The organism is Streptococcus milleri (assembly GCF_900636525.1).
Lineage (GTDB): Bacteria > Bacillota > Bacilli > Lactobacillales > Streptococcaceae > Streptococcus > Streptococcus hominis.
This window is the reverse complement of record NZ_LR134288.1, coordinates 952,796-973,437: the sequence shown is the minus strand read 5'-3', so window position 1 is coordinate 973,437 and position 20,642 is coordinate 952,796. Positions and strand designations below refer to the sequence as shown.

At 36.9% G+C, this 20,642-nt stretch carries 21 protein-coding genes and 3 pseudogenes; 16 read left to right on the top strand and 8 right to left on the bottom strand.

What is annotated here, in order from left to right:
• Position 1: 1 nt before the first annotated feature.
• The gene (locus tag EL087_RS04790) at positions 2 to 958 is read left to right on the top strand and encodes an ABC transporter permease (protein WP_003024372.1); all 957 of its coding nucleotides are present in this window, start codon (positions 2 to 4) and stop codon (positions 956 to 958) included.
• 109 nt (positions 959 to 1,067) lie between these two features.
• Here the strand turns inward: EL087_RS04790 and trhA are convergent, their stop codons facing one another.
• Entirely contained in the window at positions 1,068 to 1,715 is a 648-nt protein-coding gene (trhA, locus tag EL087_RS04785; protein WP_003024373.1) for a PAQR family membrane homeostasis protein TrhA, read from the bottom strand.
• A complete protein-coding gene (locus tag EL087_RS04780) occupies positions 1,699 to 2,157 on the bottom strand; it encodes a DUF1836 domain-containing protein (RefSeq protein WP_022525140.1) in 459 nt (152 codons plus the stop codon). Before EL087_RS04780 ends, trhA begins: the two co-directional genes overlap by 17 nt.
• A 113-nt stretch (positions 2,158 to 2,270) precedes the next feature.
• On the opposite strand from EL087_RS04780, the gene yaaA reads away from it, so the two are divergent.
• A complete protein-coding gene (gene yaaA / locus EL087_RS04775) occupies positions 2,271 to 2,996 on the top strand; it encodes a peroxide stress protein YaaA (protein ID WP_126407160.1) in 726 nt (241 codons plus the stop codon).
• Between the two features lie 47 nt (positions 2,997 to 3,043).
• Here the strand turns inward: yaaA and EL087_RS04770 are convergent, their stop codons facing one another.
• Positions 3,044 to 3,595: an NADPH-dependent FMN reductase gene (locus EL087_RS04770; RefSeq protein ID WP_126407158.1), complete on the bottom strand. Its 552-nt coding sequence runs from the start codon at positions 3,593 to 3,595 to the stop codon at positions 3,044 to 3,046.
• A 66-nt stretch (positions 3,596 to 3,661) separates the two neighbouring features.
• Positions 3,662 to 4,108, bottom strand: coding sequence for a MarR family winged helix-turn-helix transcriptional regulator (locus EL087_RS04765; protein WP_003029623.1), 447 nt, complete (start codon positions 4,106 to 4,108; stop codon positions 3,662 to 3,664).
• Positions 4,109 to 4,192: 84 nt separating this feature from the next.
• On the opposite strand from EL087_RS04765, the gene EL087_RS04760 reads away from it, so the two are divergent.
• From EL087_RS04760 to EL087_RS04735, 6 genes and pseudogenes are all read left to right on the top strand, one after another.
• Entirely contained in the window at positions 4,193 to 4,681 is a 489-nt protein-coding gene (locus tag EL087_RS04760) for a DUF5590 domain-containing protein (RefSeq protein WP_003032174.1), read from the top strand.
• The gene (locus tag EL087_RS04755; protein WP_126407156.1) at positions 4,678 to 5,856 is read left to right on the top strand and encodes a pyridoxal phosphate-dependent aminotransferase; all 1,179 of its coding nucleotides are present in this window, start codon (positions 4,678 to 4,680) and stop codon (positions 5,854 to 5,856) included. The genes EL087_RS04760 and EL087_RS04755 overlap by 4 nt, the downstream gene beginning before the upstream one ends.
• Before the next feature lie 6 nt (positions 5,857 to 5,862).
• Positions 5,863 to 6,215 (top strand): annotated as a pseudogene (locus EL087_RS04750) (VOC family protein).
• Positions 6,216 to 6,234: 19 nt separating this feature from the next.
• Entirely contained in the window at positions 6,235 to 7,581 is a 1,347-nt protein-coding gene (gene asnS / locus EL087_RS04745) for an asparagine--tRNA ligase (protein ID WP_126407154.1), read from the top strand.
• A 320-nt stretch (positions 7,582 to 7,901) separates the two neighbouring features.
• The gene (locus EL087_RS04740) at positions 7,902 to 9,095 is read left to right on the top strand and encodes an MFS transporter (RefSeq protein WP_126407152.1); all 1,194 of its coding nucleotides are present in this window, start codon (positions 7,902 to 7,904) and stop codon (positions 9,093 to 9,095) included.
• Between the two features lie 238 nt (positions 9,096 to 9,333).
• Positions 9,334 to 10,083: pseudogene (locus EL087_RS04735) on the top strand (hypothetical protein).
• 55 nt (positions 10,084 to 10,138) lie between these two features.
• On the opposite strand, the gene EL087_RS04730 reads toward EL087_RS04735, so the two are convergent.
• Both EL087_RS04730 and EL087_RS04725 read right to left on the bottom strand, forming a co-directional pair.
• The gene (locus EL087_RS04730; protein ID WP_126407150.1) at positions 10,139 to 10,462 is read right to left on the bottom strand and encodes a nuclear transport factor 2 family protein; all 324 of its coding nucleotides are present in this window, start codon (positions 10,460 to 10,462) and stop codon (positions 10,139 to 10,141) included.
• 11 nt (positions 10,463 to 10,473) lie between these two features.
• Positions 10,474 to 10,926 (bottom strand): DUF1694 domain-containing protein, encoded by a 453-nt coding sequence (locus tag EL087_RS04725; RefSeq protein WP_126407148.1) that lies wholly within the window; start codon positions 10,924 to 10,926, stop codon positions 10,474 to 10,476.
• A 174-nt stretch (positions 10,927 to 11,100) separates the two neighbouring features.
• Between EL087_RS04725 and eno the strand changes: the two genes are divergently transcribed.
• From eno to EL087_RS04705, 4 genes are all read left to right on the top strand, one after another.
• Complete coding sequence (eno, locus tag EL087_RS04720) at positions 11,101 to 12,405, top strand: surface-displayed alpha-enolase (RefSeq protein ID WP_126407146.1); 1,305 nt, start codon at positions 11,101 to 11,103, stop codon at positions 12,403 to 12,405.
• Between the two features lie 78 nt (positions 12,406 to 12,483).
• On the top strand, positions 12,484 to 13,224 hold the full coding sequence (locus EL087_RS04715; RefSeq protein WP_126407145.1) for an NAD-dependent protein deacylase: 741 nt from the start codon (positions 12,484 to 12,486) through the stop codon (positions 13,222 to 13,224).
• Between the two features lie 160 nt (positions 13,225 to 13,384).
• Complete coding sequence (locus EL087_RS04710) at positions 13,385 to 14,059, top strand: SatD family protein (protein WP_003029638.1); 675 nt, start codon at positions 13,385 to 13,387, stop codon at positions 14,057 to 14,059.
• A complete protein-coding gene (locus EL087_RS04705) occupies positions 14,052 to 14,783 on the top strand; it encodes a DUF3307 domain-containing protein (RefSeq protein ID WP_003029639.1) in 732 nt (243 codons plus the stop codon). The genes EL087_RS04710 and EL087_RS04705 overlap by 8 nt, the downstream gene beginning before the upstream one ends.
• 42 nt (positions 14,784 to 14,825) lie before the next feature.
• Here EL087_RS04705 and EL087_RS04700 read toward each other — a convergent pair whose 3' ends face one another.
• On the bottom strand, positions 14,826 to 15,671 hold the full coding sequence (locus EL087_RS04700) for a DegV family protein (protein ID WP_003029640.1): 846 nt from the start codon (positions 15,669 to 15,671) through the stop codon (positions 14,826 to 14,828).
• Between the two features lie 134 nt (positions 15,672 to 15,805).
• On the opposite strand from EL087_RS04700, the gene EL087_RS04695 reads away from it, so the two are divergent.
• The 4 genes and pseudogenes from EL087_RS04695 (at position 15,806) to nt5e (ending at position 19,870) form a co-directional block, all read left to right on the top strand.
• Complete coding sequence (locus EL087_RS04695) at positions 15,806 to 16,390, top strand: TetR/AcrR family transcriptional regulator (protein ID WP_126407142.1); 585 nt, start codon at positions 15,806 to 15,808, stop codon at positions 16,388 to 16,390.
• Positions 16,391 to 16,407: 17 nt separating this feature from the next.
• A complete protein-coding gene (locus tag EL087_RS04690; RefSeq protein WP_126407140.1) occupies positions 16,408 to 16,875 on the top strand; it encodes a deoxycytidylate deaminase in 468 nt (155 codons plus the stop codon).
• Between the two features lie 47 nt (positions 16,876 to 16,922).
• Entirely contained in the window at positions 16,923 to 17,558 is a 636-nt protein-coding gene (locus tag EL087_RS04685; protein WP_126407138.1) for a tetratricopeptide repeat protein, read from the top strand.
• Between the two features lie 159 nt (positions 17,559 to 17,717).
• Positions 17,718 to 19,870 (top strand): annotated as a pseudogene (nt5e, locus tag EL087_RS04680) (cell surface ecto-5'-nucleotidase Nt5e).
• A gap of 37 nt (positions 19,871 to 19,907) precedes the next feature.
• On the opposite strand, the gene plsY reads toward nt5e, so the two are convergent.
• Positions 19,908 to 20,555 (bottom strand): glycerol-3-phosphate 1-O-acyltransferase PlsY, encoded by a 648-nt coding sequence (plsY, locus tag EL087_RS04675; RefSeq protein WP_126407136.1) that lies wholly within the window; start codon positions 20,553 to 20,555, stop codon positions 19,908 to 19,910.
• Positions 20,556 to 20,642 lie beyond the last annotated feature (87 nt).

Sequence of the window (20,642 nt, the reverse complement as noted above, 5' to 3'; positions counted from 1 at the left end):
GATGAATTTTGTAACAATGTTAAGTCTGTTAGTTTCCTCTATGCTGATTTATGCGGCACCTTTAATCTTTACTAGTATCGGTGGTGCCTTCTCAGAGCATGCTGGGATTGTCAATGTCGGACTTGAAGGTATTATGGTTATGGGAGCTTTCTCAGGAGTTGTCTTTAACCTTACTTTTGTGAATACCTTTGGAAGTTTAACTCCTTGGTTAGCACTTTTAGTCGGTGGTATTGTGGGACTAATTTTCTCACTCATTCATGCTGTAGCGACTATCAATTTCCGTGCGGACCACGTTGTCAGTGGTACAGTGCTCAATTTGATGGCGCCTGCGTTAGCGATTTTCTTGGTAAAAGCTTTCTATAATAAAGGGCAAACAGATAATATTCAAGTATCATTTGGTAAATTTAATTTTCCACTATTATCAGATATTCCAGTCATTGGAGATATCTTCTTTAAACATACCAGCTTAATGGGGTATATTGCAGTTGCGTTTGCTTTCCTAGCATGGTTCATTATGTTTAAGACGAAATTTGGGCTTCGTTTGCGCTCCGTAGGGGAACACCCACAAGCGGCAGACACCCTCGGTATCAATGTTTATCTCATGCGTTATTACGGTGTGATGATTTCAGGTTTTCTTGGCGGTGTTGGTGGAGCGATTTATGCACAATCTATTTCCGTAAATTTCGCTGCTACAACGATTATCGGACCAGGATTCATCTCACTGGCTGCTATGATTTTTGGTAAATGGAATCCAATTGGCGCTATGCTTTCAAGTCTATTCTTTGGACTATCTCAAAGTTTGGCCGTTATCGGAAGTCAATTACCATTCCTATCACATGTACCAGCTGTGTACCTACAAATTGCACCTTATGTATTGACTATTGTTGTGTTGGCAGCATTCTTCGGAAAAGCTGTTGCACCAAAAGCAGACGGTGTCAATTATATTAAATCAAAATAAACTATTGCAAAAAGCCAAGTTACTTTTCAAAGTAGCCTGGCTTTTTTGATAAAAAAACAATCATTCTGCTAAGAAGAGCGACTTAGATAATGATTGTTTTTAAAATGTTTTACATAAAATAGACAATAGCAAGATATTGAAGTGCAGAAGCAGCTAGGATAAAGAGGTGCCAAATCATGTGGAAATATGGTTTTTTCTTAGCATAAAATCCTGCACCAACAGTATAACAGAGTCCTCCAGCTAACATCAATCCCCAGAAAATAGGTCCCGTTTGACCAATGATTTGCGGAATGATCAGAATCACTAACCAGCCCATAATAAGATAAAGTGCCAAGCTAAATTTTTCATTAACTTTTTTAGCAAATATTTTATACAAAATACCAAAAATGGTCGTTCCCCATTGAATTGTGATAATAAGATAACCCAACCAATTGTTCATAAGAGATAGTACGACTGGCGTATAACTTCCCGCAATAGCAATGTAAATCATTGAATGATCGATGATCCGTAGAATATACTTATGCGTAGAACCATAGCTCATTGAATGGTAAATCGTTGAAGAAAGAAACATCAGAAATAAACTGATGACAAAAATTGAAACTCCGACAGCGGCAAGCATACCATGTTCTTCATAGCTGTAAATAGCTGAGATAGGAAGTAGTACTAACATAACCACAGCCCCAACAGCGTGAGTGACAGCATTGGCAATTTCTTCCCCGAAGCTGAGTTGTTTGCTGAGTTTAAGCGTTTGATTCATTTGTTTTACCTCTTTCTAAGGCTAGAGCTAATTTTTTTGTTTGATGAAATAATTTCACCGTTTGGCAAGCTGCTTCAATAGCAGGTGCGACTGTGTCAGCTTTTTCTTCTTGCATGCAATTAACAAATTCATTATAAAGAGTGGCCGAATCTTTTCCGTCTACCAGAAGTTGAATCGTCTTGATAATATCTGGTATTGGAAAGACAGGTTTTAACGTCGTCAGTACAATCAGACGAGCAATCTGTACACGATTGTATTTTTTCTTAATTGGCTTTGGAATGTGGGCGTGTTTCACATAATTATTGACCATAGCAGCCGTTAAAGGCTTATCTGTGCTATGAAATGCTTGTTCGTTGACACCATTCACATAGAGGAGAACCTGGTCAAGATAAAGATCTAACTCTGGTAGTTCTTCCCAAGTTGGGAATTTTGTGATTTCCAAAATATCCACCTCTTTCTTATCTAGTCTTAATAACTAGATTATATGATAACAAATGTCTAATGTCAAGAGAAAAATCATTTGTTCTGCAAAATAACTTTTGATACAATAAGATTATGAAAATTTTAATTCCAACTGCAAAGGAAATGAATCTTAGCCTTAAACCTCATGGCAAGTGTTTTCTTTCAGAGCAAACAAAAACAATTGTAGCTAGTCTGTCACAGTATTCTATTGAAGAATTAGCAGATTTCTATCATATTAGTCTGGAACGTGCAGAAGAGGAGTATGTTCATTTTCAACAATTAAAAAATGGGCAAGCCTTGACTTACCCAGCACTACATTTATTTGATGGTCTTATGTATCGAAACATCAAAAGAAGTGATTTAACGGAGAAAAAGTCGAGGTATGTAGACAATCATTTGTTCATCACTTCTGGTCTATATGGTGTTATGCCAGCTATGGCGTTGATTTCACCTCATCGATTGGATTTTTCAGCGAAATGTACTATTTCTGGCAAAAGCCTAAAAAATTATTGGCGCAACGATTATGATGCAGCTATTTCAGGTGAGGAAATGATTTTGTCTCTGTTATCAAATGAGTTTGAGACGGTGTTTTCCAAATCTGTGCGTGATAAGATGCTTCGGTTTAAATTTTTAGAAGATAGAGAAGGAAGTTTGAAAGTTCACTCAACTATTTCTAAGAAGGCGCGAGGGCAATTTTTAACAGCTTTAATTGAAAGCCAAGTAAGAAGCAAAGAAGAAATCAAACAATTGCAATTTGCAGGCTTTGCTTTCCGAGAGGATTTGTCTACGATAAATACCTATGTCTTTGTTAAGGAGTAAAATAAAAATGGAATGATGTAAAAGTGTCATTCCATTTTTTGCTTATTTTAGTCAATAGCAGCTAATAATGCTTCAGCTTGAGCTGCGAGTCCAGCTTGTTTTTCTTCGGAAACTGTCAGTTGACCAGTTCCCCAGGCTTCTGGGTTTACAGCAACACCAGTAAATGGTTCAACAACTTTCATGCGAATAAATGGAAGAAGGCTGCGATAATGTTTGAAAACTTCATCTGGAGAAGTTCCATTGGCTACTGAGGAAACTGTTACAAGTTTTTCATTAAGAGCAGAAGGCCCTGATAGGTTTGAAAGGTCAAGTGCACGTGATAGCCAATCTAAGAGATTTTTAACAACTCCTGGAATTGCCCAGTTATAGGTTGGTGAGAAGAGCCAGATAGCATCAGCAGCGAGAATTTCTTCACGAGCTTTGGCAACAGCCGCAGGAGCTGGGCTTTCAATATCCTGGTTGAAAAATGGAACATCTTTGAAATCAAGATAAGAAACTTCAGCTTTGTCAGCAAGAATGTTTTCAGCCTGAGAAGCTAACTGATGGTTGAATGAGCCTTGGCGAAGAGACCCGACGATAAATAGTACTTTTTTAGACATATAAGTCACTCTCCTTTTCTTTTGTACCTTTTTATGTTACAACAAATATCACTAGTTAGCAAGAAATTAGCTCAAATTTTTAAATTTCTTTAAAATTCGAATCAAATCTTCTTTATCTTGCTCTGTTAAAATCCTTAATCCTTGCTGGATATTTTGAATATGCTCTGGAAGAACCGCTTCAATTTTACTACGTCCTTCTGGTGTCAATCCGACTAAAAAAGAACGTCGATCAGATGGGTCACAGGTACGAAAAATCCAACCGTCCCGTATCATATTTTTGATGACAACGGTCATATTTCCAGATGTCGCAAGCATTTTATCAATTAAGTCTTGAATGCGTAAGTTCCCTTTGCTATAAAGGGTTTCTAAGACTGAAAATTGAGTTGGAGTCAATTTGTGTTGCTTTGCCGCTTGATTTTCAAAAGGTCGAATCGTGCGAATAGCTTTATTTAAAACAATCATTGTTTTTAAATCAAGACGATTTTCTTGAAAAAGTTTTGTTAGTTTGTCCATATCTGTATTTTATCAATAAGTAGTAATAAAATCAAATTTTAGAAAAAGATAGAAAAAAGTCCTTATTTATAGTATAATGGACGAGTGAAAAATAGAAGAAAAAATGATAGAAATTTCATTATTTGGCAATATATTATCGGAAGTGTGATAGTTTTGGCCGTTCTCACTTTTTCTTTCCTTTACATTTTAAATCTATCTATGGATCCTTACCAATCAGCTAAGGTAACGGCTAGTAGAATTGCTCGTCAATATGCAGATTTGGATAAAGTGGATCGCTTTGCTATTTATAACGGTGAAAAAAGTTATTACAGTCTTTTGGGGAAAAATCGTAAAAAGACGCAGCTTGCTGTTTTGATAGAAGCAGATAGTGATAAAATCTATACTTATGAGTTGTCCAAAGGGATTAGTCAAGAAAAAGCAAAACAAATCGCTAAAGAGAGTGGTGCCAAACAAATTGATAAAGTGACATTTGGCTATGTAAAAGAGCAACCAATCTGGGAAGTCAAGTCTGGAACAACTTATTATAATGTTGGATTTGAAACAGGAACATTGCTCAGCAAGGAGGGACTATGAGATTATCAAATCGTGTTTTAAATATGGAAGAAAGTGTAACTTTAGCAGCAGCAGCGCGCGCAAAAGCTTTAAAAGCACAAGGTCGTGATATCCTTTCGCTGACTTTGGGAGAGCCAGATTTTCCAACTCCGAAGAATATTCAAGATGCTGCTATCTCTGCAATAAAAGACGGTAGAGCTAGCTTTTATACGGTTACCAGTGGTCTACCTGAATTAAAGGAAGCAATTGTAGCATATTTTGCAAAATACTATGGTTATACGATTAAACCAAGTCAAGTGACTGTTGCAACGGGTGCAAAGTTCTCCCTTTATACCTTTTTTATGAGTGTCATCAATCCAGGTGATGAAGCGATTATTCCGGCGCCGTGTTGGGTTAGTTATGGCGACCAGATTAAGATGGCAGAAGGGATACCAGTTTTTGTTCAAGCAACGGAAACCAATCATTTCAAAGTGACTGTTGAGCAATTAGAGGCTACTCGGACAGAGAAAACGAAAGTTTTGGTGCTCAATTCTCCTTCTAATCCAACGGGAATGATTTATACTGCTGAAGAGTTATTAGCGATAGGTAATTGGGCTGTAGAGCATGATATTCTCATTTTGGCAGATGATATTTATGGCCGCTTGGTTTACAATGGAAATGAATTTACACCGATTTCAAGCTTATCTGAAGCTATTCGCAAGCAGACAATTGTTATCAATGGTGTATCTAAGTCGTATTCGATGACTGGTTGGAGGCTGGGTTATGCTGTTGGAGAACCAAAAATCATTGCAGCGATGAGTAAAGTGGCTGGACAAACGACTTCTAATCCAACCGCTGCTTCCCAATATGCGGCGATTGAAGCTCTAAAGGGCCCTCAAGACACTGTTGAAATCATGCGTCAGGCTTTTGAAGAACGTCTCAATACCATTTATCCTTTGCTTGCAGAAGTTCCCGGCTTTGAAGTGGTGAAACCACAAGGAGCGTTTTACCTCTTTCCAAATGTTAAAAAAGCAATGGAGCTGAAAGGCTATTCAGATGTGACAGAGTTTACAACAGCTATTCTAGAAGAAGTAGGTGTCGCTCTTGTAACAGGTGCTGGCTTTGGTGCGCCAGAAAATGTTCGTCTTAGTTATGCGACGGATATGGATACCTTGAAAGAGGCCGTTCATCGTATCAAGGCGTTTATGGAGAGTTAAAAAACGATCGATCATTTTAGCCTTAAGGTAAAGAATTTAGAAGTTTCTAAAGCTTTCTATCAAGCCACTTTAACTCCTTTAAATTATCACCTTCAATTTGATACGGGGCAGGTCGTTAGTTTCACAGAACCGCGAGATGTGGATCCAGGTGGTGATTTTTGGCTAAATGTTGGTCAACAAGAGCCGATGCATTTTGCTTTTAGTGCTCAAACTTGTCAAGAAGTAGATGCTTTCTATCAAGCAGCTTTGGCTACTGGAGGAAAGGATAATGGTGCACCTGGCGAACGTAAAAATACTATGCGGCCTTTGTGATAGACCCAGACGGGAACAACATTGAGGCTGTTTATCATAAAAAATAAAATAGAAAAGAGAAAAAACGTGTCAACAAAATATACTTCAATTATGGATGTTAAAAATCATGTCGGAGAAGAAGTGACGATTGGTGCTTGGGTTGCCAATAAATCAGGAAAAGGAAAAATTGCTTTTCTGCAATTGCGTGACGGTACAGCTTTTTTTCAAGCTGTGGCTTTCAAGCCAAATTTCCTTGAAAAATTTGGTGAAGAAGAGGGTTTGAATAAATTTAATATCATCAAACACTTGAACCAAGAAACAGCTGTTTTGGTAAAAGGAATCGTCAAAGAAGATGAGCGCTCAAAATTTGGATATGAATTAGACGTGACGGATATTGAAATCGTTGGAGAGTCCAATGATTATCCTATCACACCAAAAGAGCACGGAACAGACTTTTTGATGGATCATCGTCACTTATGGTTGCGTTCACGCAAGCAAATGGCAATTATGCAGATTCGCAACGCGATTATCTATGCTTCCTATGAATTTTTTGACCGCAATGGCTTTATCAAATTTGATAGTCCGATTTTATCAGGAAATGCAGCAGAAGATTCCACAGAGCTTTTTGAAACAGATTATTTTGGAACTCCTGCCTTTCTAAGTCAATCTGGGCAACTTTACTTAGAAGCAGGTGCTATGGCACTTGGTCGTGTATTTGACTTTGGTCCTGTTTTCCGTGCCGAAAAATCTAAAACACGTCGTCATTTGACAGAATTTTGGATGATGGATGCAGAATATCCATTTGTTACTCATGATGAGTCGCTTAATCTTCAAGAGGCTTATGTGAAGGCTTTGATTCAAGGAGTTTTGGATCGTGCACCACATGCGCTTGAAGTGTTGGAACGTGATACTGATCTTCTTAAAAAATACGTGGCAGAACCCTTCAAACGTATTTCTTACGATGAAGTAATTGACCTCTTACAAGAACACGAAAATGATGAAGAAGCTGAGTATGAGCATATCGAACGAGGTGATGATTTCGGCTCACCTCACGAAACTTGGATTTCAAACTATTTTGGTCTACCAACTTTCGTCGTGAACTACCCTGCCAGTTTCAAGGCTTTCTACATGAAACCTGTTCCTGGTAACGAAGAACGTGTGCTTTGCGCAGACCTTTTAGCACCAGAAGGTTATGGAGAAATCATTGGTGGATCAGCTCGTGAAGAAAGCTATGAAAAATTATTAGCGAAGATTGAAGAAAATGGTCTGAACTCTGATGACTATGCTTTCTATCTAGATCTTCGTAAATATGGTTCAGTTCCTCATGCTGGATTTGGACTTGGTTTGGAACGTATGGTGACATTTGTTGCAGGAACGAAACACATCCGTGAAGCCATTCCATTCCCACGTATGCTCCACAGAATTGAACCTTAGGAAATGTGAGAGTGGGATAGAAATCAATCATTCGAAGAATTTGATTTTTCAGCAAGTCCTAGTTTCTAGTTGCTGACCTAAAACAGTCCACTGGACTGTTTTACTTCCACCTCTGTATAAGTTGGTTAGGATAGCCGTTATCACCGGTATAACAAGGGATAAGGATATCCAACCAACCACTGCGTTTTGCAAGCCAAACTATAAAATGCATGAGGTTGGGAGCTTATGTCCCAACCTCTTTAAAATTGAAATATTATGAAAAATGAATAAGTTAGAAAACTGAACGGGAAGTTCGGTTTCTTCTTAGTAAAGGAAAAAGTATGTTTAGGAGAAGTTACAAAAGAAATATTCCTCTTATGGCAGGAGTGGAATTCTTAGGATTTTTAGGTATTACGAGTTTTTGGATTTTATTCCTCAGTCAAAATGGTATGTCTTTACTGCAAATTGGGCTATTAGAGAGTATTTTTCATGCAACAGGCATTGTTTTTGAAATTCCGTCAGGCATGTTGGCAGATCGATTTTCTTATAAGACCAATCTGTACGTAAGCCGCTTGACTAGCATTTTATCATCTATTTTAATGTTGACAGGGCAAGGGAATTTTTGGATATATGCAATGGCAATGATAATCAATGCTTTATCTTATAACTTTGATTCAGGAACGAGCTCTGCACTGTTATATGACTCTGCTGTAGAAGCTGGTTTAAAAGACCGTTATTTGAAAATATCAAGTTTGATGTCAGGGGTTTCTGAGGCAGCAATCTCTTTAGGAACGGTACTAGCAGGGTTATTTGTACATGGATATTTGTATATTCCCTATTATATCATGATTGCGGTTTCTATTATTGTTTTAATTCTGATTTGGTTGATAAAAGAGCCGACAATGAAAAAGAAAAATGACGAAGTGTTGACGATGAAAAAAATTATCTTGATTGTGAGAGAAGAGATGAAAAATAATCCCAGTCTTTTTACATGGATGATGATTTTTCAATTTGTTGGAACAATAATGTGCATGTTTTACTTTTACTATCAAAAACAATTACCAGACTTGGCAGGATGGCAGATTTCAACAGTTATGTTGATTGGTAGCGTCTTAAATATTTTGGCAGTTTCTCTTGCCAGTAAGATTGGGAAAACCTGGCATTCTTTTCGGATTTTTCCAGTAGTTGTCAGTTTAACAGGGGGGGCTTATATTCTGTCGTTTTTGGAAACTCCATTTATGTATATACTTGTTTATTTGACGACAAATGCTCTGTATGCCATGTATCAACCGATTTTTTATAATGATTTGCAACAGTATTTACCAAGTTCAGCCAGAGCGACCATGTTAAGTGTTGCTTCAATGATGTTCAGTTTAAGCATGATTATCATTTTTCCGATTGTTGGTTGGCTGATTGACAGTTTTGGCTTTGATCAGACTTTTATTGGATTAGGGCTAGTTCTTATCTTGCTAACGCCGCTTTTAGTGATTGTTTTTCAAATGATTCGTAAACAATTGAAATCAATCAAAAATTAGTCCATTATTTAATATCTACAGAAGTGATTTATATCTAATTTTTAATGAATACAATCAGTTGTTGCTGCTTATGATAAAAACAGCAAATATAAGGAAAATTATATACTTATTTTTTACACAACTACAAAATATAATTATCAAATTTAGGAAAATCTTGTTTAAGAATACAATATATTATAGTTAGTATAAACTGCTATATAATTCCTTAGTGTTATAGGATGATAGGAGGAAAAATATTATGCGTGATAATCATCTTCATACTTACTTTTCTTACGATTCAGATGCTGATTTCAGAGATTATTTGGAACATTACGATGGTGAAATCGTGACGACTGAACATTTGGATTTATCTAATCCCTATCCGTATGATGCAGGATCTCCTCACGATGATATTCCTGATTATGAGTCTTATTCTAGAAAAATAGCTGCTCTCAATCGGAAATATGGAAATTGAATCAAAAAAGGAATTGAGATTGGCTATTACAGACCACGAAAGAAAGATATTTTAGCTTTTTTGGAGAATAAAGATTATGATTTGAAACTTTTATCTGTTCATCACAATGGGAAATTCGATTACTTAGAAGCTCCTGTTTTGCAATTGGAAAAAATGCAATGGATTCCAGATTATTTAAAAGAATTAGAAGAAGCTATTGAAAGTATTCCGGCTCATGTTTTGGCTCATTTTGACTATGGTTTTCGCAAGTTTAATGTGACAGTTGAAGAACTAAAAAACTTTGAACCTCAACTTCGTGCCCTCTTTCAAAAAATGATAGATTACAGCTTAGCTTTTGAACTGAATTGCAAGTCAATGTATCTCTATGACCATGAAGATATTCATATTTATGCACTGTCTTTGGTGAAAGAACTAGGTGGGACGAAATACTCTGTTGGGTCTGATGCCCATACGTTAGAACATTTTCGATTGAATTTCGACCAAATCAAGCAAATCCTAACGGCATTTGGTATAGGCGAAGCAGAGTTGTTATAAAAAATAAGGCTAGGATATTATTCCCTAGCCTTATACGTTTGTTTCTCAAAAATGATTATAGCAAATATTTATATTCTCTGATAATTAAACCATTTTCAAACTCAAAAATATCACAGGATAGTTGACCAAAATCGTTTTTGAGAATAGTAACAATCCGATTTTCATTAGTTGAAAAAGTATGCAAGCAGGAAAATTGAACGTTGCTCTGATGATAGGCTTGCTGAATTTTAGAAAGGTAATCTTCTATTCCACGAATAACAGAAACCTTTTGCTCATGCAATTCCCAGATGATTTCAGAATGTAAAAAACTTTGGTACGTTTCCCAGTCTCTTTGATTTTTTGCTTGAAAGAATAAGGTTAGTTTTTCTAAATTTGGCATCAATCGTTCCTTTAATGAAACAACTTTTCCCAAAAAGAAGGCCTCTTTTCTACTTTTTGAGATGAATCTGCTTGGAAAAATTCAGAAAATTGGTTAGCAATTTCTTTTTCGTCTATTTCTACTGGATGATCACTATGGATGACTAAACCAAATGGAGAATTCTTGCAGTTACTAGACACGATTGTTGCTTTGCAACCCAGATCTTTTGCTATTTTTAAGTAAAAAATTTGATATTGACTATTAACCTCAGGTGATATTTTCACAGTTACAGGCTGATAGTCCGAGCTAATTTTTTGTAAAATCTCTTTAAAGTGGTCGTGTATAGGAGCGCTGTTAGCTTCATCAATACTACATTCTGTAATGACCCGCTCTTCAAATGTTTCTAAAAATTTTCTTTGCTCATCAGGATTTAATTTTAATCCCCCTTGAGATTTTTCGATTATTGCTTTGTTTATATCTGTCATAAAGTTAGTATAACATACTTTTTTGAAATTTATCCAAGAAACATTCGGAAATATAAAACGCTTACACAGAAAATTATCGTAAATTTCATAGAAAGACACGATTTTTCCTTGAAAAAAACCGATTTTTAAGGTATGATAGGAATGTAAATAAAATAACTCAAAGGAGAGTAAAAAATGTCAATTATTACTGATGTTTACGCTCGCGAAGTCCTAGACTCACGCGGTAACCCAACACTTGAAGTAGAAGTTTATACTGAATCAGGTGCTTTCGGACGTGGTATGGTTCCATCTGGAGCTTCTACTGGTGAACACGAAGCAGTTGAACTTCGTGATGGTGACAAATCTCGTTACGGCGGTCTTGGTACACAAAAAGCTGTTGACAACGTAAACAATATTATTGCTGAAGCAGTTATTGGTTATGACGTTCGCGATCAACAAGCTATTGACCGTGCAATGATTGCACTTGACGGTACTCCAAATAAAGGTAAATTGGGTGCAAACGCAATTCTTGGTGTATCTATTGCTGTAGCACGTGCTGCTGCTGATTACCTTGAAATCCCACTTTACAGCTACCTTGGTGGATTCAATACTAAAGTTCTTCCAACTCCAATGATGAACATCGTCAACGGTGGTTCTCACTCAGATGCTCCAATCGCTTTCCAAGAATTTATGATTGTTCCTGCTGGTGCACCTACATTCAAAGAAGCTCTTCGTTGGGGCGCTGAAATTTTCCATGCTCTTAAGAAAATCCTTAAATCTCGTGGTCTTGAAACAGCTGTTGGTGACGAAGGTGGATTTGCTCCTCGTTTTGACGGAACTGAAGATGGTGTAGAAACTATCCTTGCTGCTATCGAAGCTGCTGGTTATGTTCCTGGTAAAGATGTATTCCTTGGATTTGACTGTGCATCATCAGAATTCTACGACAAAGAACGTAAAGTTTATGATTACACTAAATTCGAAGGTGAAGGAGCTGCAGTTCGTACAGCTGACGAACAAATCGAATACCTTGAACAATTAGTTGATAAATACCCAATCATCACTATCGAAGATGGTATGGATGAAAATGACTGGGAAGGTTGGAAGAAACTTACTGAACGCCTTGGTAAGAAAGTACAACTTGTTGGTGATGACTTCTTCGTAACAAACACTTCTTATCTTGAAAGAGGTATTAACGAAGGATGTGCTAACTCAATCCTTATTAAAGTTAACCAAATCGGTACTCTTACTGAAACATTTGATGCTATCGAAATGGCAAAAGAAGCTGGTTACACTGCCGTTGTATCACACCGTTCAGGTGAAACTGAAGATTCAACAATTGCTGACATCGCAGTTGCAACTAACGCTGGACAAATTAAGACTGGTTCATTGTCACGTACTGACCGTATTGCTAAATACAACCAATTACTTCGTATCGAAGACCAACTTGGTGAAGTTGCTGAATACCATGGTTTGAAATCTTTCTATAACTTGTCAAAATAATTCAGTTATAATATGAATCGGCTAGTTCTGCTAGCCGATTTTTTCTTTAATAATATTGGTAACTTTTAGGAGGGCAATATGGACAAGATTGAAGAACTGGTTCAGATCATTCAAAGTAGCCAAAATATTGTATTTTTTGGTGGTGCGGGTGTTTCAACTGAATCTGGTATTCCGGATTTTCGAAGTTCTAATGGGATTTACAATATTGAGTTAAACCAGCATTTTACAGCAGAGCAATTAGTTTCACATACGATGTTTGAACGTTATCCAGAACAGTTTTTTGACTTTTACAAGAAATATCTTATTTATCCTAATGCTAAGCCAAATGTAGCCCATAAATATTTAGTTTATCTAGAAAAGCTAGGGAAATTAAAAGCAATTGTTACACAGAATATTGATAGTTTACACGAGATGGCAGGAAGCAAGAACGTATTAAAAATTCATGGTAGTGTGGACCGAAATTTTTGTACCAATTGTCATCGTTTTTATGACTTAGAGGATTTTTTGAAATTGCCTGGAATCATTCCTTATTGCGAGACTTGTGGTTGTGTAGTTAAGCCAGATGTGACTCTTTATGAGGAAGCGTTAAATATGGAAGTTTTTTCTCAAGCTATTCAGGCTATCAGTCAAGCTGACCTACTTATCATTGGCGGAACATCGCTAGTTGTTTATCCAGCTGCTAATTTGGTTCATTATTTTCAAGGACGGCACTTAGTTGTTATCAATAAAAATAATGTACTACAAGATAGTCAAGCTGACTTGGTCATCAAGGGCAAGATTGGAGAAGTGTTGGGTAAGGTATGGAAAGTAAAAGGATAGTCATTATCAGATCAAATGATGGTTTCAATCATGTGCTTAGTTGTATTTTTTAGAGATGGTAGATTAGAAAATGTCCTTCGTGACGGAAATTTTGGAAAATGTCCTTTATAATGGAAATTTTTAAAAATTTCCATTATAATAGACAAAAAGAGGTGAGAAGATGATGTACATTGCTCTTATTGGAGACATTATTGAATCAAAAAAAATACAAGATCGAGCGCAGGCACAACAGCAATTGTTGCAATTGATGAAAGAGTTGAATCAGCAATATCAGAAATATTTAGTTTCTCCCTTTACGGTCACAGCTGGCGATGAATTTCAAGCTTTGTTTTTACCAAATTCGGATATGTTTCAAATCATGGAGCAACTTTCTATGTTATTTGCTCCTTATGAAATTCGATTTGGGATTGGTGCTGGAGATATGATTACAGAAATTAACAAAGAACAAAGCATTGGTTCTGACGGTCCGGCGTATTGGCTGGCAAGAGAAGCGATTAACTATGTTCATGACAAAAATGACTATGGCATCAATCACATTTCAGTTTCTTTGGCAGATGAGAAAGCCACCCAGACAATCAATGCTATTTTAGCTGCGTGCTCTTTTATTCAGTCCAAGTGGACAGATATCCAATATGAAGTCCTCAAACAATTACTAGCTGAAAATATATACGATGAAACATTTTCGCATAAAGAAATGGCAAAACTACTTGGTATCACTCCGAGTGCTTTCAACAAACGTATCAAGGCGAGTGGGTTAAAAATTTATCTCAGAAATAAACGAGTTGCGATGAACTTGATGTTAAATGCGATAGCGAAGGAGGCGAAACATGTCTAATTTGTGGGGATTTTCGGACTATTTTGTCCAACATCCAATCTTGTTGTTAGTCTTATTGGCGCATGTTTTAGCTGATTTCCAATGGCAAAGTCAAAAAATGGCAGATTTAAAATGTCGAAAGTTGCCTTATTTATTGTTGCATTTAGCCATTGTTTTTCTGCCGTTGCTGATTTTGAGTATCTTTTTCCCAAAAAATATTATTTACTTTGCTGCTGTTTGGATTAGTCATGTAGTTATTGATTTCTTGAAATACAGGCTCAACACGTTTATAGAAATAAAGAGACTCACAAAGCAAGTTTTCATCATTGACCAAGTCCTTCATTTGATTTGTATTTTTCTATTTTATGCTTTATTGGCCAATAAAATCAATCCACAATGGCTGAAAAATGGAGCGTCAGTTGCTCAAACCCTTCTTTTCTTAGCAATCGTTGGCAAGCCTGTTAATATTTTATTTAAGCTTTTCTTCAGTAGGTATCAGTCAAAGGGAGATAACCAAGACACTATAGCAGGTGCAGGGGCGATGATTGGGATTTTAGAGCGTTTTATTATGGCTTTGTCTCTTATATTTGGGCAGTTTGCTTCCGTTGGCTTAGTCTTTACTGCTAAGTCAATCGCACGATATAATAAGATTTCAGAAAGTCAGTCCTTTGCAGAATACTATCTTATAGGCTCACTTTTTAGCATGATTAGTGTGCTAGTTGTTTTTGGTTTGCTATATTTGTAATAAAAAAACTGTAGTTTAGTGATTGACTACAGTTTCGTTATATTATTGAATTTCATAGCCCATGAGGAGACCATTTTCTTCAGCATAAAAGCTACAAAGCCCAGAAGTCGGGATGACTTCAATAACAGCTTGTGGGAATTTTTCACGAACCATTTCGGAAAATTGCTGGCAAAACTTGGGATTATTTCGATGAGCAATAATGATTTGTCCACCGGCATAGCCTGCCTTGATGAGTTCATCAAAAGCTGCGATTAGTGATTTTTTAGCACCACGCGCCTTTTGAAGCAACTCCAACTTGCCGTCTTGACTGGCTTCGCCTACCATACGAATATTCAGTAATCCTACAACGGCTCCAAGCAACTTGCTCAGTCGTCCATTTTTGACTAGATTGTCAACTTTTGCAAGAACGAAAAGTAACTTCGTCTTTGCTTGATAGGCTGTAATTTCTGTTACAACCTCTTCATAACTTAGCCCTTGACCGATGAGAAGATTAAGCTTTTTGATAATCAAATCATTTTCACCGCCAGCAGAAAGAGTATCAATAATATGGATATTCACGTTAGGATGTTCTTCAAGATAGAGTTTTTTAGCCACTTGTGCGCTATTATGGCTTCCTGATAAGGTTCCTGTAATAGTGACCACAAAAATATTTGAAGCTCCATCAAAAGCTTTCATATAATCATCTGGACTAGGACAGGCAGACTTTGAAGCCGAAGAAGTGGCATACATTTTTTCCATCATATCATCAATATTGAGCTGAGCATTATCTATAAAGATTTCATCACCTACTTGAATGGTCAAAGGAACACTTTCAAATAAGGTGTCAACAGCAAGGTTTTCGATAGTTCTATAATCACAGCCTGAATCAGCTACAATTTTCCAAGTCATTCAATTTCTCCTTTAGTGGGATGATCCCTTAATTAGACATTGACAAAAGGTTTGCCTTTTTTTACAATTATATCATGAAACTTCTGCTTTAGAAAGCCTTTACAGTCGGTTGTTACATGTAGAAAGAAAATGTTATGTCGGAACGTAAAATATCGAAAAAATCTTTAGAAAATCTAAAAATATCAAATCAGGAATCTAACCGAATTACAAAAGAATCATTGGAAATTTCTTTGTTGCAATTGTTGGAAAAGAAGGAGTTGGCAAAAATTACCATTTCTGAATTAGTAGAGAGAGCTGGTGTCTCGCGCGCAGCTTTTTATCGAAATTATGATTCAAAAGAAGAAATTTTACAAGAGATTTTCCAACGAACAGTACAAAAGATTACCGATAAATTGGAACAATTCAATATGAGAACCGAGCTTTATCAAGTGTGGCTGTTCTTGTTTAAAGAAGTCAAAAAAGAAGCACGAATCCTTAGCTTAGCAGTGGATTATAATTTAGAAAAACTATTGACAAGTGCTGTGTTTGATTTCTTGGAAAAACAAAATAGTTCCAGAAAAGAAGCTTCAACTTACATGAATTCATTTTGGAGTTCAGCGGTGGTTTCTGTTTTAATCAAATGGACAAATGACGGCATGAAAGTTCCAGCAGAAAAGATTGCATCGCTCGGACTTCCGCTTTTTCCACATCGAAAAAATGATAAACTGAGTGATAAGTAAGAAAAGAAGGTGACAATATGGCGACAAAAAGATTGGCTTGGGACGAATATTTTGCAGCACAAGCGCTCTTGATTGCAAATCGCTCAACCTGCAAACGAGCAAGCGTTGGTGCAGTTATTGTAAAGGATAATAAAGTTATTTCAACAGGATATAATGGATCTGTTTCAGGAACGGAGCACTGCATCGATCATGAATGCCTGATAGTTGACGGGCATTGTGTGAGGACTTTGCATGCAGAAGTAAATGCAATTTTGCAAGGTGCAGAGCGCGGGATCCCGAAAGGATTTACTGTTTATGTCACGCATTTTCCTTGTCTCAATTGTACGAAACAGCTTTTACAAGTTGGTTGCAAGCGAGTGGTTTATATCAATCAATATCGTATAGATGATTATGCGCGTTATTTATATAGCGAAAAGAAAGTTGAGTTAGTACATCTGCCAATCGAAAAAGTGAAAGAGGCAATCTCGGAGACTGATTTAATATAACTTTTAAAGTGTGACTTTTGTTTTCTATGAATAAAAGGAAAGAAATTATGATAGAAGAACAACTTCAAAAAGCCTGGCAAGCATTGTTTGACGGGCAATATCAGCTTGCCAAGCAATTTGTTTATCAAATAGACCAAGATAGTTATAGTACGCTGAATTTAAAAGCTTATATTGCTTTAGAAGAAAAGGATTTTCAGTTGGCTCGTCAGTTTTTAAAAGACTACTATGCTCAGGCTATGTCTGAAAAGAATCTAGAAGAACAACATATAGGCTTGCATCAATTAGCTATGGTCGAACGAGAAGAAGAACATTTTCAAAAAGCTTATGACTTGATAATGACAGAAGCTGCAATTATTGCAAAGCATTTCCCCAATGATGTCCTAAAGAAATCAGTCAATTTGTACGAACAGGGGTATTTACAATTCAAACTAGGAAATATTCACCTTGCAGAAGAACTTTTGCAAGAAACATTAAATTTAGCGTTGCAGACAGATGATTTAGTCAATCATGCTTGTGCTTATCGTGGCTTGGCTGAGGTAAGATTAGCTAAGGGAGATATAAAAATGGCTAAATCTGATGCTCAAAAAGCACTGGTGTGTTTTGAAAAAGCGGGTGATACCGTGGGAGTGGCAGGGCTGAAGAACTTAATGGCACAGATAAACTCACAAGGTAGAAGTTTGTAAATAATGTTTGTGAAATAAGATATTCTAATGTAAAAGTTAGAATATTTTTCTTTTTAGAACAATTTTAGCGAACGATGAGATAAAGCTTGTTCAATAAGGTTTTATTTTGCCAGACAATCTTGTATAATAGAATAAAAAAAGAATAAAAGAGGATTGATTATGAAGAAGAAAAAATTCATTATCCCCATTTTGTCAACATTGCTAATTGCTCCAGCAATTTTAGCACATCAGGTTTCTGCTGATGCTGTAGATCCAGCTACTTCAACAGCACCTGTAGAGCAAGTAGAAGCTCCTAAAGAAAATCAGTCGGTCGCACCTACGACCGCTCAAGGAGCTTCAGCAGCTTCGCCTGCTACTGAAGCTTCCACAGAGAAAGTAACAGAAAAGAGCGAGAACAAACAAGTTGAAACTTCTGTAACTCCAGCAGAGTCTATAACTCCAGCCGCTCAAGCTGTTGCTGCACCTACAACTTAATCTGAAAAAGATACGGTTATTCTTCATACAAATGATGTACACGGTCGTATTGTAGAAGAAAAAGGTGTCATTGGCGATGCTAAATTAGCAGCTGTCATGAGCAAGAACGTGCAAAGACTAATCAAACAACACTCGTTGTGGATGCAGGCGATGCTTTTCAAGGGCTTCCGATTTCCAATAGCTCAAAAGGAGAAGAGCGCGCGAATATTTTAAATAAGATTGGCTATGACGCAATGGCGGTCGGAAATTATGAATTTGACTTTGGTTTGGATGAGGTGAAAAAATACAAACAAATTTTGAAATTCCCTCTTCTTAGTGCCAATACTTATGTCAATGGAGCACGACTTTTTGAAGCTTCTACGATTGTTGATAAAGACAAGAATGTTGTGGGAGATGAATTTGTGGTTATTGGGGTGACAACGCCAGAAACTGCAACAAAAACACACCCACGCAATGTTCAGGGGGTTACGTTTACAGATCCAATTTCAGAAGTCAATAAAGTCATTGAAGAAGTAGAATCTCGTGCGAAAGCAGAAGGTAAAACTTACAAACATTATGTTGTTTTGGCACATTTGGGTGTAGATACAACGACACCAGTTGAATGGCGTGGTTCTACCTTGGCAGAAGCATTATCAAAAAATCCTTTGCTAAAAGGAAAACGTGTGACAGTGATTGACGGGCATTCACATACTGTAGAATCAGTAACCTACGGCGACAATGTTACTTATAATCAAACAGGTAGTTACTTGCATAATATTGGAAAAGTAACATACAAATCTGGTCAACTTCTAGGAAATCCTCAACAAATCTCAGCTGATTCAGTAAAAGGCGTTACTCCAGATCCAGCTATTCAGCAATTAGTAAACAAAATCAAAGAGAAATATGACCAAGAAAACGCAAAAGTGGTCGTTGCTAATAGCCCAGTTGAGTTAAATGGTAATCGAGAAAATGTCCGTGTGCGGGAAAACAATCTTGGAAATGTCGTAGCAGATGCGCTCTATGAGTACGGGCAAACAGGATTCAGTCATAAGACAGACCTTGCTGTAACTAACGGCGGCGGACTTCGTGAAACAATTGCGAAAGGAAAACCAATCACCAAAGGAGATATTATTGCTGTTTTACCATTTGGTAATACCATTACTCAAATAAAAGTAACTGGGCAAAACATCGCAGACATGTTTGCTAAGTCTTTAGGTTCTATTTTACAAGAAAAAGACGGCAAACCAGTCCTAGATGAAAATGGCCAACCGTTACTTGAACCAAGCGGCGGTTTCCTACAAGTTTCTGGAGCAAAAGTTTATTATGACACTACCTTACCAGCCGATAAACGTATTCTTGGCATTGAAATTAAAAATCCTGAAACAGGAAAATATGAAAAATTAAACCTTAAGAAAATCTACTATCTGACAACTAATGATTTCTTGGCTGCAGGTGGTGACGGTTATAGTATGTTGGGCGGAGCTCGCGAAGAAGGTCCTTCAATGGACGTTGCTTTTGCAGACTATTTGGCAAAAACAGACTTAACAGCTTATGCGGTTGTCAATCCTAATTCACGGACTATTTCAATCTCGACTGCACAATACAAGAAACTTCAAAATCAAGCTGCTAATCAAGTGAAGCCAAATGAAACTGGACAAAAAGAACTTGTGCCAGCGGTTCAAACAAATACACATCAAAGAACGGCAACGATTCCAGTCAATGTACACAAACAATTTGTGCCTTCAGGCCAAAAGAGCTTGCCAGAAACAGGTACAACAGATACTACCTTTATCAGTTTACTTGGCTTTGTCGTTGGACTTTTAGGATTATCTAGATTTAAAAAAGCTCACAAAGAATAAAATAAAAGGAAGCTAAGATTTTTGATCCTAGCTTCTTTTATTTCTGTTTAGGTTGTTGTTTTGTGATATTCAATCCGAAGGGAATGAGATTTTCTTGCTTCGTCCGAATCCGCTGAATATTATCTTTGTGTCGAACGATAATGATGAGCGCTAATGCCAGCACAATCACGGTAAAAAGCACATCGTAACGTGGCAAAAGAAAACTAAATAACGGGAAAATTAAGACTCCCAGAATAGCAGAGGCAGCAGCTGTCACACTTGAAAAAGAAATCATACTAGTCAAATACAAGCAGCTGAAAAAGATGACAGCTAAATAAGTGAAGAAAGTCGGTGAAAAGCCCAGAATGACACCTGCACTGGTTGCCACGGCTTTACCGCCCTTAAATTCTGCGAAAATGGGGAAGGTATGCCCAAGCACGGCTAAAAGTCCAAAAACAAGAGGAGAAATACCGTTGATATGAAGAAAAAAAGGCAATAGTGTCGCAAACGTTCCTTTAAAAAAGTCGAAAATAAAGGTGATGATGCCTGCTTTTTTCCCAAGGACACGAAAGGTATTGGTCGTCCCTGTATTTCCGCTGCCGTATTCGCGGAGATTTTTCTTGTAAAATACTTGTCCAATCCAAAGCCCGGCAGGGATTGAACCAATCAAATAAGCTACTATCAATGTAAAAACTATCTTTATCATGTTTTTATTATACCATGAATTTTGATTTTGATAGTTGAACGACCAGAAATATTTTACAAAATTTGTCTAGGCTGAAAAAATGGTGGT